The sequence below is a fragment of the Cribrihabitans marinus genome (assembly GCF_900109035.1).
GTDB classification, from domain to species: domain Bacteria; phylum Pseudomonadota; class Alphaproteobacteria; order Rhodobacterales; family Rhodobacteraceae; genus Cribrihabitans; species Cribrihabitans marinus.
This window is the reverse complement of record NZ_FNYD01000016.1, coordinates 34,448-51,131: the sequence shown is the minus strand read 5'-3', so window position 1 is coordinate 51,131 and position 16,684 is coordinate 34,448. Positions and strand designations below refer to the sequence as shown.

11 protein-coding genes are annotated in these 16,684 nt (G+C 62.0%); 4 read left to right on the top strand and 7 right to left on the bottom strand.

Translation table 11 applies throughout. The features are described from left to right. Positions 1 to 256: 256 nt before the first annotated feature. The 3 genes from BMX57_RS19220 to BMX57_RS19210 form a co-directional block, all read right to left on the bottom strand. Positions 257 to 844 (bottom strand): recombinase family protein, encoded by a 588-nt coding sequence (locus BMX57_RS19220; RefSeq protein ID WP_092371252.1) that lies wholly within the window; start codon positions 842 to 844, stop codon positions 257 to 259. A gap of 262 nt (positions 845 to 1,106) precedes the next feature. Further along, entirely contained in the window at positions 1,107 to 1,697 is a 591-nt protein-coding gene (locus tag BMX57_RS19215; RefSeq protein ID WP_092371250.1) for a hypothetical protein, read from the bottom strand. 171 nt (positions 1,698 to 1,868) lie between these two features. Continuing rightward, positions 1,869 to 2,474, bottom strand: coding sequence for a hypothetical protein (locus BMX57_RS19210; RefSeq protein WP_092371248.1), 606 nt, complete (start codon positions 2,472 to 2,474; stop codon positions 1,869 to 1,871). A 634-nt stretch (positions 2,475 to 3,108) separates the two neighbouring features. On the opposite strand from BMX57_RS19210, the gene BMX57_RS19205 reads away from it, so the two are divergent. Next, positions 3,109 to 4,008, top strand: a complete 900-nt coding sequence (locus BMX57_RS19205; RefSeq protein WP_092371245.1) for a glycosyltransferase — start codon at positions 3,109 to 3,111, stop codon at positions 4,006 to 4,008. Here BMX57_RS19205 and BMX57_RS19200 read toward each other — a convergent pair. After that, the gene (locus BMX57_RS19200) at positions 3,985 to 5,355 is read right to left on the bottom strand and encodes an AAA family ATPase (RefSeq protein ID WP_092371242.1); all 1,371 of its coding nucleotides are present in this window, start codon (positions 5,353 to 5,355) and stop codon (positions 3,985 to 3,987) included. The genes BMX57_RS19205 and BMX57_RS19200 overlap by 24 nt on opposite strands. A gap of 388 nt (positions 5,356 to 5,743) precedes the next feature. On the opposite strand from BMX57_RS19200, the gene BMX57_RS19195 reads away from it, so the two are divergent. Both BMX57_RS19195 and BMX57_RS19190 read left to right on the top strand, forming a co-directional pair. Further along, positions 5,744 to 6,742, top strand: coding sequence for a replication initiator protein A (locus tag BMX57_RS19195; protein ID WP_092371239.1), 999 nt, complete (start codon positions 5,744 to 5,746; stop codon positions 6,740 to 6,742). Positions 6,743 to 6,866: 124 nt separating this feature from the next. Next, positions 6,867 to 9,170 carry a peroxidase family protein gene (locus tag BMX57_RS19190; RefSeq protein WP_092371236.1) on the top strand — a complete coding sequence of 768 codons (2,304 nt, stop codon included), beginning with the start codon at positions 6,867 to 6,869 and terminating at the stop codon, positions 9,168 to 9,170. Positions 9,171 to 9,200: 30 nt separating this feature from the next. Here BMX57_RS19190 and BMX57_RS19185 read toward each other — a convergent pair whose 3' ends face one another. Further along, positions 9,201 to 10,469 (bottom strand): HlyD family type I secretion periplasmic adaptor subunit, encoded by a 1,269-nt coding sequence (locus tag BMX57_RS19185; RefSeq protein ID WP_229724296.1) that lies wholly within the window; start codon positions 10,467 to 10,469, stop codon positions 9,201 to 9,203. A gap of 41 nt (positions 10,470 to 10,510) precedes the next feature. Further along, entirely contained in the window at positions 10,511 to 12,250 is a 1,740-nt protein-coding gene (locus BMX57_RS19180; RefSeq protein ID WP_092371230.1) for a type I secretion system permease/ATPase, read from the bottom strand. Positions 12,251 to 12,967: 717 nt separating this feature from the next. Between BMX57_RS19180 and BMX57_RS19175 the strand changes: the two genes are divergently transcribed. Beyond that, a complete protein-coding gene (locus tag BMX57_RS19175) occupies positions 12,968 to 15,256 on the top strand; it encodes a calcium-binding protein (RefSeq protein ID WP_143057960.1) in 2,289 nt (762 codons plus the stop codon). Between the two features lie 159 nt (positions 15,257 to 15,415). On the opposite strand, the gene BMX57_RS19170 is transcribed toward BMX57_RS19175, so the two are convergent. Beyond that, positions 15,416 to 16,447: a helix-turn-helix transcriptional regulator gene (locus tag BMX57_RS19170; protein WP_092371224.1), complete on the bottom strand. Its 1,032-nt coding sequence runs from the start codon at positions 16,445 to 16,447 to the stop codon at positions 15,416 to 15,418. Positions 16,448 to 16,684: the final 237 nt, after the last annotated feature.

Below are 16,684 nucleotides of genomic sequence, written 5' to 3'. Positions count from 1 at the left end.
CGTCCATTTTGCCGTCCAGTCCTCTGCCTAATCTCGACAGCAGGACTCGCACAGACAGCCTCAGAGCGGCAGGAGGGGATCGGCGAGGCGCTTACCACCGAACAAACCACGGCCCTACAATAAAACCATGCTGTCCATCAGCGCCGCCGGATCTTGCAGACCAGTTGGTTCGAGCAGGTTGTCGCGGCTGAAATTCAGAAGCATGTCCACCGCATCGGACACAGGGGTCTGATGCGGGAGAGGGCAGAATGCTACGCTAAGGGATGATTTTAGCGCCTTTGCGGTGCAAGGTTCTGTAGATAGTTGGTCTCGAAACCGCGAACAACTCTGCTAGATCGCTGATGGAATAGTCACCGGTGGCATGCATGCGCGCGAGCTCTTTCTGTTGTTTTTCCGAGAGCTTTGGCTGTTTTCCACGGAGTTTTCCTTTTGCCCGTGCGATAGCCATGCCTTCTTTCGTCCGCAACCGGATAAGATCGGCCTCAAACTCGGCGAAGGTCGCCAAGATGTTGAAGAACATTTTGCCCATCGGATCGGAAGGATCGTAGACCGACGTACCCAGGGCGAGCTTGACGCCTTTTTTCTCTAGCTGATCCGCGATAGCGCGCGCATCGGGGACGGACCTTGCAAGACGATCCAGCTTTGGCACGACCAGGACATCTCCTTCGCGCACGGCAGCAAGTGCCTGGTCTAGACCGGGGCGGGCGCGGTTAGTGCCCGTCAGCCCGTGGTCAGTATAGATGAGGTCCTCCGATACCCCCAATGCGCATAGGGCCCGCCTCTGTGCGGTCAGGTCCTGTTTGTCGGTCGAACAGCGGGCATAGCCAATCTTCGTCACAGTCATGGCTTGATTGTACGATTAGGGGGTGGCATATGCGAATCTAATCGTACCACCTATACGAGATGTGTTGAGGTGCGGTTTCTCTGACCCTGCCAACGGTTGCAAAACATGTCCGGTGAGCGATCCTCTTTCGGACATTCGTTTCCCTGGTTTTGGGAGGAGTCACATGCCCCGCCGGAAAATGCTCACTGACTGCCAGCAGTGAGAACGACGGTGAGAAAATCGACCTCGGTAGCGGCGGGATGACACAGCTGCGGACGACGATTTAAAAATCATCAATGATTCCGACCAGGGCGCGATATGAGAGGGTGCCGTGTTTCCGGCAGAGCCGCTCATAGGTGCGCCAGTGCATTCCTTTGGGCTTGCCCCAGTCGCTGCCTTCCAGGATGCCACCAGGCCAGCCCATCTTGTCGCGGATGCGATCTGCCCGCCGTACAGCTCGATCCCCCGGCATTTCACGCTGAGAGGGATAGGCCAGCCGGTAACAATGGCGGCAGGCGAAGATTGCCCCGCCGTAGAGGATGGCGACCCGGCGACCGCACCCACGGGCAGGGCAGAGGAACCAATGCCGCTCACCGCCCATGTGGCAGGGCGTGGTGTCTAGATAGACGGGATAACGTTCGGGCTTCCATTCCCTGCCTCGATCCCGGTGGCGATAGTCCAAGATCACACGCCCCGGCTCTGACTGGATGTTGATCGAGCCTATCGCCTCGCCGCCTCGCGACCAAGTAATGCGGCGGCTGACCCCCGATTCCAGAAGGCCCTCGCGTTTCAGCCAGCGAATATCAATTGAGCGGTAGTTGTCTGTCGTGTCTGCCCCTAACTGCCAGCGCTGCCCGCTACCAATGCCACCCATGCCCCACCTCAGTTTTTGCCGAAATCATTTGGAAATTTGCCCAGCATCGGTTCGCTCAAAAGTGCTTCGGAAAACGTTCTGTGAAGGACACGCCCGCAGCTGTACTGAGAGGGTCGCTGAGCGCCGCGAGGCGATTTTGAGCCTCGGGTGCGGATTTTCTTGGAAAGGGTCTCACAGCGTTTCCGGGTGACGCATCCACCCGTATTTGGCCTCTCTGGCCTCTAGCATGGACCAGGCGCGATCCTGGGCGGATTTTCCAATGGCTTGTGAGATGCCGAATGCCTTACCCTTAATTTCTGGCACAGCCGGGTGCTTGGCGGGCTGAGCCGCGATGTATTCTGCCCATTCAAGAGCGCTTTGTTTGTCGTCTTTGCGGTTGTTCATGTTGATCTGCCACCCGCCACATACCGAACGGGCGACAATATCCGCTGCGTAGGGCTTCAACACAAATTCTGACGAGCTGCCGCTTATACGTTCGATCACAGCGACGAGCTTGCTGAGCTTGTACGAAGGCCAGAACATTGACAGGTGCACATGCGATCCCATGTCCGCGCCTACGTCCCGACCCCAAAGAGCGGCAAAAGGCAAATCCTCAGACCGACAGAGCCGGGACAGCTCGTCGCGGGTATAGTTTTCGCGCGCCCACTCACTACGACCAAGGCAATGGCCCTCGTTATGTTCGCCTGCCGCTTGCAGAGCCGTCCAAGTGATTGTGAGGCCGATGTTCAGGGGCCAATCCAATGTGTAGGAGAATGCCACCGCTTCACGAAACCGCATGAACCTTTCCCTCGCTTTGCGCCTTTCATAACGTGATGGACGAGGTCCTTTCAGACCTACTACTACTATAGGACAGGACCGTGCCGCTGGCCTCAACACCCTTTGAACAAAAGGGCTTTCTGCAATCTCGGTGGAATATCTCGTCGCCAGATCAAACACGGGTATTTTTCTCAGGAATTAGATAGCTAGAGGTTCCGGGCCTTCGCTGGCCTTGCGGGTCGCGCTGGCTGAAGCTCTGGTTTCATTCTCAGCAAGCCATTCCTCGACAGCTTCCCGGCGTATGCGTTGGATATCCTCAACAGTCACAACTGCCGGTGTCATGCGGTGCCGTTTCATCTTGTGCCAGTCTGATCGGCTAATACCGACCGTTTGACAGAGGTCAGCGATGGTGAGCAGGTTAGAGATGTCCATATCCTGTTGCTCCCGTGTAGGTGAATACGAAATATTGTAGCCTCTTGGCCTTTCTGTCTCAAGAAACAAAGAGCAAACACGTGAGCTTGTATGTGTTGACGCAAATCCGCGATTACGTGGCCTGTTTGATATTGCCGGCCGGGCAAGCTTGTTTCATTAAGAGCGCGGCGGATGGAGATAAGGTGGCCGTGTGGCGCGAAACGCATCCCATATCAGGATTCTCATGGGCACGCGTAACGGCGCGGATTTCTTGGCCGCGCAGCTGGACTCGTTTCTCGAACAGGATCATGGTGACTGGTCTCTCTGGGTCAGCGACGACGGTTCGGACGACGACACCTGCGGTATTCTGGAACGGTTCGCCATGGATCACCCCGACCGCGAGGTTCGTATCCTGCGGGGGCCGGGGCAGGGGCCGGCGCAGAACTACCTGTCTTTGCTGTGCCATCCGGATCTACCGGACGATCACGTGGCCCTGGCAGACCAAGATGACATCTGGCTGCCAGGCAAGCTGAGCCGCGCGCTGGTGGTGATGGCCGGGGTCCGGCCGGACGCCCCGGCGCTCTATGCCGCGCAAAGCGTGATCGCCGACATGCAGCTGCGACCGCGCAGGATCACGTCAGATCCACCGCGCCCACCGGAGTTGCGCAACGCTCTGGTGCAGAATCTGTTTGCCGGGCACAGCACCGTGCTCAACCCGGCGGCGCTGCGCCTGGTACGACAGGCGGGACAGGCCAGCGGCATTCCCTATCATGACTGGTGGCTTTACCTGTTGCTCAGCGCATCCGGAGCACATTGCCTGCTGGACCAGGAACCGGTGGTAATCTGGCGCCAGCATGCGGCCAACACGATCGGGGCCGCCGGAAGTCTGGGCGGCCTGCGCCGCCGGATCCATGTGATGTGGTCGGGGCAATATCGAGACTGGATAGACCGGCAGCTCGCCCACCTTGGTGCCCAGGAAACGCTGCTGACCGGAGAGGCACGGCAGATACTTGATGGCTATGCCCGGGCCAACCGTCGAGCCGGACCGTTGCGCGCGCTGGGATATGCCCGTCTCGGGTTGCGTCGGCAGACCCTGGCAGGCACCGCCCTGTTCTACGCTTTAGCCATCATGGGGCGCGCCTGACATGGTATCAGGCTCTACCGTTTCTGCGCGCTGCCAGCTGTCCACCATCAGCCGCTTGAAAGCGGCATAGATGGCGTCCACGCCCTCGCGTGCGGCTGCATAGGTTTCACGGTTGGTCTCACGGTAATCGGTATCGTAGATCGCGCGTGTCTGTGTCACAAACGGGCTGTCCGGCAGCCGGTCGGACCAGAGCAGCGATCCCAAAGCGGCCTGTGCCGCTTCAGCAGCGGTGCTTTCGCGGGCCGGGTCGTGACGAGTCAGAACCGCGCGCACGGCCTCCCAGGAAAACCGCGCGGGATCACCACCGATGGCCCGGGCCGCCAGCGCCTCGTCCTCCTCGACTGTCCCGAAGGCGGATCCGAGCATGGTCATGAACCGACCGGTTTCGGCCAGATCCTGGGGCCGGGCACGCAGAGGCACCAGCAGCGCTTGGGCTGCCGCCATTCCGGCCATGGAAAGATGGCCCAACGCCGGCGGTGTATCGAATAGGATCAGGTCGTAGCGGTCCGAGAGAGAATCCTGGGTCAAGGCCGAGGCAAGCGAGGTCCAGAACTTCCAGGTCCGGGCTTGCAGGCGCCACCCCGCAATCCGCAGGTCGGCCGCCGACAGGTCGGGGCCGGCAGCGATCACGTCCACACCGGGCCAACGGGTCGGCTGGGCCAGATCCGAAGGGCGCAGCCCGAGCGCGCGCTCTAGCCCAGCCTCGATCGGAACCGGGGTCTCGCCGCGTTCCAGCCGGAGGCGGTTGAGCATCTGCAGGTGTTCGACATAGTGGCGCCCCACCAGCGGCAGAACCGTCTGCCACTCCTCTCCCGTCTCGGCCCCCATCAGCCGGGTCAGCCCCCCCCGGGCATCAAGATCAATTGCCAGGACCCGGTAGCCGTCCTGTGCCGCCGCCATGGCAAGATGCGCACATGTGGTGGTCTTGCCGCTTTCCGCGGTGCTGTTGGCAAGCACCGCGCTGCATGGCGGCAGTCCGGGAGGACGGTAGGGCAGGTATGCCCGTGCCTTTGTGCCGGTGCTGGCGAAGAACGCTTTCAGTTGTCGGACCTCTTGGAGGGAGAACCATTTCGAACCCGCTTCACCGCGACTCTTTCCCTGTGGCAAGTCGGGGTTCTGGCGCAGGACCCGGCGGAGGTGAACGGGGTCCACTGGGATCAGATAGCGGGTGATTTCCCAGGTTGAAAACAGGCGGCTCCCGTTCACTTGCGTGCGGTTTGTCTGGAGCGGCATGGCGATGGCTTCGCAGGCGGCACCGAAATCCGCAATGGTACGCAGGTCTACCGACTCGGATTGCACCGGGTGATGGGAAGCCGGATGAACCGCGAGATATGCAGGGCGCTTCATAGGATGGCCACTTTCTATGTATCGATATTTTCGTATTGTATCTAATATATAGATACTTGCTACCTTTATAGGTATTTACCCATGATTTCCTCGTTTTCTCAAGCGCTTATGTTCCATGCAGCCATGTTTGGACAAGTGCGTGTCAAAATATGGCGCAGTTAGGAATCTGTTATTTATATGTTACGGGGAACCGTGCTTCCTGAATATTCCAGTAAAAACAAGTACCTGCTTTATCCTTGGCAGGGTATTCCGACTCCGGAACCACGTTTGCGCGACTCTGGTGCCACGTTTGTCCGACTCCAATCCCCCGAAGCCGCTTCTGGACCCCGGGCAGGGGGGGCTCTAGTCTGGCGTCAATAAAACCACGAAACGGAAACGAGCAGTTTTCATGGGTGACGCCCTTTTGCCGGATCGGCATCCGACCGCGGATTTCTTCGTCTGCGACATCCTTGATGCCTGGCCCAAGGATGACCTGGCCTCGATGGAGCACCCGCTGTTCTCCCTCTCGACCCGGCCTGACCGCTCGGTGCTGAGCTATGTCCACAACGGAGCGGAGATCCAGGTCGTCCCTTCGGTCAAGGGCCGGGCGACGATGCATGACAAGGACATACTGATCTACTGCATCAGTCAGATCGTGGCGGCGATGAACGCAGGCCGGGCGGTGGCGCGCACACTTCAGCTGACCGCGCATGATCTTTTGGTGGCCACCAACCGCGAGACCAGCGGTGACGCCTATCGCCGGTTGCGCGAGGCCTTCGAACGTCTGGCGGGGACCCGCATCACCACCAACATCATCACCGGTGACACCGAGACCACCACCGGGTTCGGGCTCATCGAATCCTGGGAGATCGTGCGCAGGACGCGCGGCGGCCGCATGGTCAGCGTCAGTGTCACCCTGTCGGACTGGATCTGGCGAGCGGTACTGTCGAAATCGGTGCTTACACTCAGCCGCGACTATTTCCGCCTGCGCAAGCCGCTGGAACGGCGCATCTACGAGCTGGCTCGAAAGCACTGTGGGCGCCAGCCGGAATGGTGCATCTCGGTGGCGGTTCTGGCCAAGAAATCCGGATCGACCAGCCCGCGCAGGGTATTCCGGGCGATGCTGCGCGAAATGATCGCCCGCGATCATTTGCCGGGATATCACCTCGAGGAACTGCCCGGAGATCTCTTGAGGGTCACCCCGAGACGGACGGTGATCGAAGCGCCGGATGCGCCGGTGCTGTCGGCGGACGCGCTCGAACAGGGTCGCACACTGATGCCGGGGGCGGACATCTATGCGCTCGAAGCCGAGTGGCGCGCCTGGTGGGCGGCGACCGGAAGGACGCGCCTGCGCAGTCCGGACAGGGCATTCCTGGGATGGCTGGACAAGCGCCGCAACGTGCTGTGAACAGGCATCGGATCGGCGCGGTTTCCATTCGCGGAACGAACTGTTTCCGTTGGGGGCTTAACGAATCTCACGGTTTCGTGACACACTGACTCCAGCTGCTATATTTTTATTCGGATTTTTTGTTATGCCCGTGTTGTCCAGTTCGGACCCGCTATTGCGTTTGACAGCGCCGAATTTCGGCGATGGCGTGGGAAGCTTCGCCTCGGGTGCTGACCCGGTGGAGATTGCCCGAACCCTCTTCGACCAGGATGGCGAGATGCCCAGTTCGGCAGGTCTGTCGGCGCTTATGGTGTTCTGGGGCCAGTTCCTCGATCACGATCTCAGCCTGACCCGCGATGCCTCGGGCGAGTTGGTCGCGGTGCCGGGTCTGATGGGGCCGTTCCAGAGATCGGTTCATGACGGCGGCACCGGACCGGGCGACCCGCGCCATCCGCTGAACGAGATTACGCCGGCGCTGGATGCCAGCATGGTCTATGGCTCGACGACCGAGCGCACCGAGTTGCTGCGCAGCGGTGAGGGCGGGCGCCTGCGCAGCTTCGAAACGCCGGAGACCGGCGGCGCGTTGCTGCCGATCGCCGCGGACAATGACGAAATGGCCGGCGCTACCGATCCGCTATTCCTGGCCGGCGATATTCGAGCCAACGAGAATGTCGGCCTGACCGCGCTACAGACGCTTCTGATGCGCGAACACAACCGCTGGGCCGACCGGCTGGCTGTCGAGAACCCGGGCTGGAACGACGACCAGTTGTTCGACACCGCCCGTGCCATCGTCGAGGCCGAGATCCAGACCATCACCTATCGCGACTGGCTGCCGGCGCTTCTGGCCGGCAACGAGGGGTTGGCGCCGGTGGCGGCGGTGCTGGGCCCGTCCGCGGGATACGATCCCGGCGTGGACGGGCAGGTCTCGGTGGAATTCTCGACCGCGGCGTTCCGGGTCGGGCATACGATGGTTTCGAGCGCGATGCCGATGATGGGCGAATCCGGCGCTGGGGACCCGGCCGGGCCGCTGATGATCCAGGATGCCTTTTTCAACAGCAGCTGGCTGCGCGACGGGTATCTGGACGACATCCTGCGCGGCCAGGCCGGCAGCGCGGCACAGGAGATTGACGGCAAGGTCATCGACGATCTGAACTTCTTCCTGACCCTGGGCGACGGTGTCAGTGGTTTCAGCCTGGCAGCGCTGAACATACTGCGTGGACGGGACCACGGGCTACAGAGCTATGTCGACACCCGCGCCGCGCTGCTGGGGGATCTCGATCCGGCGGCGCTGGCGGCGGACGATTTCGCCGCGATCTCGTCAGATCCGGAGGTGCAGGCCGATCTGGCCGAAGTCTATGACAGCGTGCATCAGGTCGATCTGTGGGTTGGCGGGTTGGTCGAGGACCGTGTCGGGGACGCCCCGCTGGGTCCGCTCTTCGCCTGGATCGTCGCCGACCAGTTCCTGCGCACCCGGGCCGCCGACGAAGGGTTCGGTGATCTGCCCGACATGCTGGACCCGGCGCTGGCCGCCGAGGTCTCGGGAACCGGGCTGCGCGACATCATCCTGCGCAACACCGAGGTCGAACATCTGCAGGCAGACCCGTTCCACTGGGCCGCGCGCCGCATGGGCGACGAGGGCTCCGACGATATCTGGGGAAGCGCGGCTTCCGATCTGATGATGGGCATGGACGGGCAGGATAAGCTCGTTGGCTTGAACGGGCGGGACGCGCTGTTTGGCGGTGCGGGGAACGACCTTCTGAAGGGTGGCATGGCGGCCGACGAGCTTCTCGGTGGGACTGGTGACGACGTTCTGCTGGGCTGGAGGGGAAATGACGTTCTCGCGGGTGAGGCGGGAAATGACAGCCTGCGGGGCAGCTTCGGTTCGGATCGGCTGGATGGTGGGTCGGGCGATGATCTGCTCCTCGGCGGGGACGGCTTCGATCAGCTCGACGGCGGCACAGGGAGTGATACGCTGGAAGGTGGTCTCGGCAACGATCTGCTCCTCGGTGGGGCCGATGGCGATACGCTCCGGGGCGGTCGTGGAGCTGACACGCTCGAGGGCGGCGTCGGCGACGACTGGTTGTTCGGGGCCTATGGGCCGGATCTTCTGAGCGGCGGCCCGGGCAACGACACGCTCGAAGGCGGAATGGGGCGCGACACGCTTGAAGGCGGCGCTGGCGACGATCTGCTCGATGGCGGTCTCGGTCCGGATGTCTTCCGTTTCGACGACGGTTTCGGACAGGACCGGATAATGAATTTTTCAACGTCACTGGCAGACGAGTGGATCGACTTGTCTGGGGTCGGCGCGATCACGAACTATGACGACCTGGTAGCCGATCACATGACACAGCGCGGATCGGGTGCCGTGATTTTCGACGGGCTGGGCAATGAACTGGTGCTGACCGGGATCGCCTTGAGCGACCTGGCTGCGGACGATTTTCTCTTCTGAGCGGCGCGGGGTGCTCTCCCCGCGCGTGCTTCAACTCTCGCGGAACGCCTTCCTGAAGTAATTTGCCAGCGGCCGGGTTAGATAGGCCACCGGCGACCGCTCGTCTGTGCGGATGAACGAATCCACCGGCATGCCGGGCACCAGAACCAGTTCGTCGGGCAGCTTGGAAAGCTCGTCTTCGGAGAGTTGTACCTCGACTTTGTAGTAGGCGGCGCCGTTTCGCTCATTGACGAAGGCGTCCGCCGAGACCTTGGTGACGATTCCGTCGAGTTCCGGCGTGGTACGGCGATCGAAAGCACCGAAGGTCACCACGACCTCCTGGCCCTGCCGGACCTGGTCGACATGGATCGTGTCGACTTGGGCTTCAATCACAAGAGGCCGGTCCTGAGGCACCAGGAACAGCACCGGTTCGGCGGCCTGGATCACGGAGCGGCGCCCGCCGACCTTCATGTCGTAGACGATCCCCGCGATCGGGGCGCGGATATCCAGTCGGCTCAACTGTTCACGCAGGGATCGACGCCGCTCGGTCAGTTCAATCAGGTTATACTCCAGATCGCGCAGGCGGGTGATCGCCGCCTCGCGGCGCTGCGTCCGGAGCTTCAGTTCTTCGATCTCAAGCTCGGCAATCCGTTCCAGCGCCTCGGCCCGCCCTGCCTGCAACTCTCCCAGCCGACCGGCCAGCCGCGCATCCTCGCGCCGCAGGCCAAGCACGCGCGACGCTTGGGCCAGCCCCTTGTCCAGAAGGGATTGCTGGCCAACCAGTTCCTCGCTGATAAGGCTCTTCTGTTCGTCCAGCGCGGCCCGCTGGGCATCGATGCCCTCGACCTGGTTGTTTAGCTGGACACGCCGGTTACGCAGCTGCTCCACCTCCTTGGCGATGGATTCGTTTCGCGCCTCGAAGAGCCGTGCCTGACCCTCTATGAGATCGGCGACATTCGGCTGCGTCTGCGCCGCCTCGAGCAGTTCGTCACCGAACGTGATTTCGGTGCTTTCGTCGCGTTCCGCCTCAAGGCGGCCGGCACGGGCCATCAGCTCGAAGAGTTGCCCTTCGATGATCGTCAGTTCCGAGCGCAACAGGTTGCCGTCGAGCTGCAGCAGAAGATCCCCTTCGGCGACCTTGGCTCCTTCTTCCACCAGGATCTCTTCGACCACGCCGCCGTCGGGGTGCTGGATCACCTGGCGGTTCTTGTCCACCACGATCCGGCCCGACGCCACCACCGCGCCCGAAATATTTGCCATCACCCCCCAGGCACCGAATCCACCCAGCAGCAGGATCAGGGCCAGAAGACCGATCAGCATCGGCCGTGATGCGGAAAAGGACTTGTTTGGATTTCTATCACTCATGTCACACCAACCGGTTTATTTGCGGCCTGCTGAATCTGCTGGTGGTTCTGGACCACCTTTGACAGGACCTGATCGCGCGGGCCCCAAGCCTTGCGCATGCCGTCCTCGAGCACCAGCAGAAGGTCGCATTCCATGATCGCGGCCGGCCTGTGAGCCATGATCAGCACCGAGCGCCCCTCTTCCTTCATTTGCCGGATTGCCTTGTTGAGCGCGGTCGAGCCTTCGTTGTCGAGATTCGAGTTCGGTTCGTCCAGAACCAGCAGCATCGGGTTACCATACATCGCCCGGGCGAGGCCGATCCGCTGCACCTGACCGCCAGAGAGCTGGCCCCCGGCCACGCTCACCGGCGTGTCGTAGCCATCCGGCAGGCGCAGGATCATCTCATGCGCCGCCGCCTTTTTTGCGGCTTCGACGACCTCGGCATCGTTCGGAGTCATGCTCAGGCGGGCGATGTTCTCGGCGATCGTGCCATCGAACAGCTGCACGCGTTGTGGCAGATATCCAATGTATTGCGCCAGAACCTCCGGCACGTATTGCTCCAGGGCGGCGCCGTCGAGGCGGATCTTGCCGCCGGCGGCGGGCCAGACCCCCGTCAGCGCCCGTGCCAGCGTGGATTTACCCGAGCCGCTGGGACCGATCACGCCCATCGCCTGGCCGGGCAGGAGCTCGAAATTGATCAGCCGCAGGGAGGCTTGTGCCGCGCCGGGCGGAACCACCGTCAGCTGCTGCACCTGCAGCCGCGCCTGCGGTCGCGGCAACTCAAGCCGTTGCGCCTCGGCCGGAACCAGCGACAGCAATTCAGCCAGGTTGTCCCAGCCCCGCTTGGCGCGCTGGATCAGCGTCCATTGTCCGATGACCTGGTCCACCGGGGCCAATGCGCGACCGAGCAGGATCGATCCGGCAATCATCGCGCCGGGGCTCAACTGCTCCTGCAGCACCAGATACGCCCCGAGCCCCAGCATGGCCGATTGCAGGAACAGGCGGAACGTCTTGGTTATCGACGAGAAGCTGCCGCCCATGTCGTTGGCGCGCAGGTTCTCTTCGAGCGCGCGCCTGCGAGCCAGGTGCCAGCGGTTGAAGGAATTCTCCTGCATCCCGAGGCTGCGGACCATCTCGGCTTCGGTGATGAGGTGTTCGGACATTCGTTCCGACTGGTAGCTGGCCGCGCCGGCCTTGATGACCGCGGACCGGGTCGTGACCTGGTTCAGCACCGTTATGATGATGAGCAGACCGCCGCCGCCCACCGCCAGCATTCCGAGCCAAGGATGGAAGATCGAGATACCCAGCAGGAAGATCGGGGTCCAGGGCAGGTCGAATATGGCGGCCAGAACCGGCGAGGAGAAGAATCGCTGGACCGCCTCGAGATCCTTGAGCTGGTTATCGGAGTCACGCAGCCCCCTGCCGCGCGCAGCCTTGCGCAGGATGGCATCGAAGACGCGGCGGTCCAGCCGGGCCTGGAACCGGGTTCCCATCCGGGCCAGGAGCCGGCCGCGCGACCAGTCCAGAACACCCATGATGAAGAACAAAAAAGCCATCAGCGCAAACAGCGCCACGAGAGTTTCCTCGGAGCGGCTGCCGAGCACCCGGTCATAGATCTGGAGCATGAATAGCGGGCCGGTCAGCATCAGCAGGTTCACGAAAACGCTGAACAATCCAGCCGCCCACAGCAGCCTGCGGCTTTCGCGGCGGATATCCCGCATTTCGTTCAATCCGTTGGAGCGGTCGATGCCGGCCATGTCCATCCTCCGTACCCCGGGACGAGCCGGAGCCTGTACTCAAATCATTTCAATATAGAATCGCTGGAACAGGCTAGCCGCTGCGTCTTGGCGCGTCATCCAGTTATCGGGCTGATCCTGGCAGGACGGCGGCCCCGCGCATCACCGCGGTGGCCAAGGATTCAAGCGCTTGCGGAAGACATGTGCCTCCCGGTTCGGCACAGGCCAGCGCACGCCTGCGCAGCAGACTGTTGCACCGGTGAGAATGACCGCTGTTCGGATTGGCGATTGTTTCCGTTTCGGCGTCTGCCTGACATGACGGGGAAAACCATTGTCAACGATTTGCCACGAGGGTGCGCTCCGGGCGGCCCCGGCGGATGAGATCACGTCGCCGGATCCGGAAGGCAAATGCCAAATTGTTGCCGCAATTGCGCCTGCATCCGGCCTTGTCGGCCGTGGAAAAGCCCCTGGACAGGCAAAGAACCGCCTTGGTCGACACAGAGGATAGGCCGGAACCCGCCCAGCATCGCCCCCGGTGCCGCGGCAGGTTGACCCCGGCGCCCGACATGCGGCCTCCATGTCGTCGCGGCCGCCTCAGCACCTGTGGCGTTGCCGCATCGGATACAATGTGTTTCCTCTTGGGGTTGGGCATTGTTTCGGTATTGCCCCCAAATGGGGGTAGATAGGACTCCCCCCACAATGGCTCATTGAGAGACGTCCGCAGCGGACTTCGTTCGCGTGGACGTTTACCTGTCTTTTTCGAAGGCAGGCTGTGTAACAGTCTCTTACGGGGGAAAAAAGATGCCTACATATTTTAATTTTGATGACATTTCAGGTCCTGGCAACGGCGTGGTAATTGGGACGGACAAGAGCGACAATATCGTTCTTGCCAATCATCCCGGCCGCACCCGTGCGCAAGGCCTGGCCGACAACGACTACATCGAAGGTACCGGCGACCGGAACGCGATCCTGGGCAACATGGGTTGCGACTTCCTGCGCGGTATGGGTGGCAACGACCTGATCAGTGGTGGCATGGATGAAGACGCCATCACCGGCGACGCAGGCCACGACATCCTGGAAGGCGATGCAGGCGACGACGTGATCGACGGCGGTTCGGGCAATGACCGGATCTACGGCGAAGGCGGCAACGATCTGGCCTTCGGCGGCACCGGCAACGACTTCATGCAGGGTGGCGTGGGCCATGACGCGCTGTTCGGCGGTGCTGACAACGACCAGATCGCTGGCGCAGCCGGCAACGACATCCTGGTCGGTCAGGGCGGCAAGGACACCATCTGGGCGGCTGGCGGCGACGACAGCGTGTCCGGCGGTTCGATGCGTGACGTGATCTACGGCGGTTGGGGCTACGACCAGCTGGCCGGCAACTCCGGTGACGACTACATCAACGGTGGCTGGAACGACGACTCCATCTGGGGTGGTTCGGGCAACGACCGTCTGGATGGCTACAACGGTGACGACTACATCGATGGCGGCACCGGCGACGACCACATCTGGGGTGGCCGCGGCGAGGACTATATCCTTGGCGGCACCGGCGGCGACAACATCCTCGGCGGCGCCGACGATGACAGCATCGACGGCGGGTCCGGCGATGACATCATCGAAGGCAATGACAACGAGGATTGCATCGACGGTGGCTCCGGCGACGACATCATCTGGGGTGACAACTCCGATGGCGATCCGGCCCAGGGTGCTGCAGCCGACCGCATCGACGGCGGCGTCGGCGACGACACCATCTTTGGTGGCGAGGATGACGACCACATCTACGGCAACGATGGCTGGGACGACATCCAGGGCAACACCGGCAATGACGTGATCGACGGCGGCAACGACGACGACCACATCGAAGGCAACGAAGGCAACGACCAGATCAATGGCGGCGACGGTAACGACAACATCTTTGGCGGTATCGGCGACGACGTGATCGTGGGCGGCAACGACGGCGACTTCGACGACGACGACATCATCCACGGTGGTGAAGGCAACGACAAGATCGACGGCAACGAGGAAGAGGACCTTCTCTTCGGCGACGCCGGCGATGACTTCATCAAGGGTGGTGCGGACAACGACGAGCTGCGTGGCGGCCAGGGCGACGACATCCTGTATGGCGGCGACGACGATGACGGTATCGCATCGTTCAACTTCGCTGCCGGCACCTTCACCCTGCACACCGGCGCCAGCACCGGCAACTTCCGCACCGGCGGTTTCCGCGACGGTCCGGACAACTTTGCCAACGTGCAGTTCAGTGGCCTGTGGGGTGACGACAAGGATCCCTTCGGCGATGGCGGCGACGACATGCTGGTCGGCGGCGAGGGCAACGACTACCTGAACGGCGAAAAAGGCAGCGACATGCTGTTTGCCGATCTTGGTAACGATGTCCTGGTCGGCGGCGGCGATGGCGACGACTTCGTCTTCGGCTTCTCGACCGTTAAGGGTCTCGCTGTCACTTCGCACAAGGTCTTTGACCAGAACATCATCGTCGACTTCGACGACGATCAGGAAGACCGTATCGTCTTCCACACCGACTTCGGTGACACCGATGCGGGCACCTATGGCTATCAGGGCCGCCTCGAGGCGAGCTATGACGGCTATGATGTGATCATCGAAGACACCATGGGTGCCGGTAAGGTCCGGATCGTCGACCTGGTCAACGAGCTTGACGGTCTGTTCGCCGCTGGCGAGCGTCCGCTGGGTTACGACGACAGCCCGGAAGCCCTGATGAACTTCCTGACCGATGTCGGCATCGACGGTGCGGGCAAGGGCGTTGTCTACTTCGAAGACAAGTTCGTCATGGACATGGATGTCGAAGTCGATGCGCCGGAAGTCGGTTGGGACCGCATCCACGTGGATGATCCCTGGGAGAAGGTGTATCTCGACGACAAGGAAATCGGCGACACCACGGTGAACATCACCGAGGAAGAGATGGCCTTCGAGTTCCTGGATCAGAGCGAGAACGCGAGCTACGGTCCGGGTTACATCCACGTCGATTTCCTCAACGAGACGATCACCTAATCGCTTCGGGGTTTCCCGGCCGGTTCCCGGTCGGGGCTCCGTCCCCCGGCACCGCCCCTGAAAAGGGGCGGTGTCTCACGTTTCGGGGACACCTTTCACGGCCCCGGCCGGCGGTGGCCGGTCTCGTCGGGGGTCAGGCAAGGCGGGATGGGTCCGCGATCAGTCCTGCTTCAGGGGTTCGGTCGCTCCGGCGGCCTTGACCGATGGCATCATCCGGTGACACAGCGTGACCAGTTCGCTTTGCCGGTGCATGCCGGTCTTGGCGAAGATGCGTTTGAGGTAGCTGCGCGCGGTCGAGATGGTCAGGTTGGCTTCAGCGGCGGCCTGGGCCAGCGATCTTCCGGCCAGAAGATGATGGGTCAGCCGGCGCTCCGCCAGTGTCAGCCCAAAGGTCTGCAACAGAAGGTCGCGCAGCGTACTGTCCTCCTGATCCTGGCCGAAGATGACCAGCGCCCGCGGCTGGGTGTCCTGGATTGGCAGGACGATGAGTGTGTCGGGGAGGTTTCCCTCTTGGCTTTCGAGTTGCAGGACCGAGGTTTTGCGCTGCGGGCCGGTCGCCGCCGCCAAGGCGGATTGCAACATATGCTGGTTACGCGGGTTCTCCGAGCTGAGCCGCCGGTTCTGGATTTCGATGTCCCGGCTTTTGGCCAGCCAGCCCTGCGTGCTGTCCTTGACGTAGTCGACCGCTCCCAGCGCGTCGACCACGATGAATCCGAATGAGAGGGAGCGCAGGATCGCGTCCGGCAGCAGCGGCGAACCGGTCTCGGAACCCAGGCTTGCCCAGTTGCTGAGTTGCTGGCTGGCATAGGTCAGCCCGATCCGGATCAGGTTCCGTCGCTCCTGCGTGTCGACCCTTTCGGTGCGGTTGTAGATCAGCGCGGTGAACGCGGCCAACTTGCCGTGGCGGTCGCCTATGCCGATCAGGTGTCGGGTCGATCTGAGCCAGATCAGCCGCGTGTCCAGGTTGCCGTCCTGGTCCGCATTTAGTGTGCCCAGGGCCGGATCGCTTCGCAGGAGCGATAGCTGCGAAGCCATCGCCTGCGAGACCGCCCGAATGGCGTCCGTTTCGCTCAGTTCCGGACCCGCCTCTCCGGTGCTGATGCACATGTTGGCAATACGCCGATCGGCCAAGCTGACAATTCCGATGGCAGCGAGATCCGCCCCCGAAGAGTGGGCGAGCAGTTTCGCCATTCTTTTTTGGCCTTCGACATAAGCAGACTTCGGATGGTGCGTTCCCATGAACCCACGCCCCCCCCCGGCAAACAGATTTGGCGCAATCGCAGTCTAAAAATTAAGAGAATGTTAACGCATTTATTCCGTCTCGAACAAGCACGGCGCGGGAGCGGCGGCGGTTATACTCCGCGAACTTGGAAACAGTAGCCGGGTTTGGCGGGGATTGTTCTCGTGCTGCACTCTTTTGGATGGTCG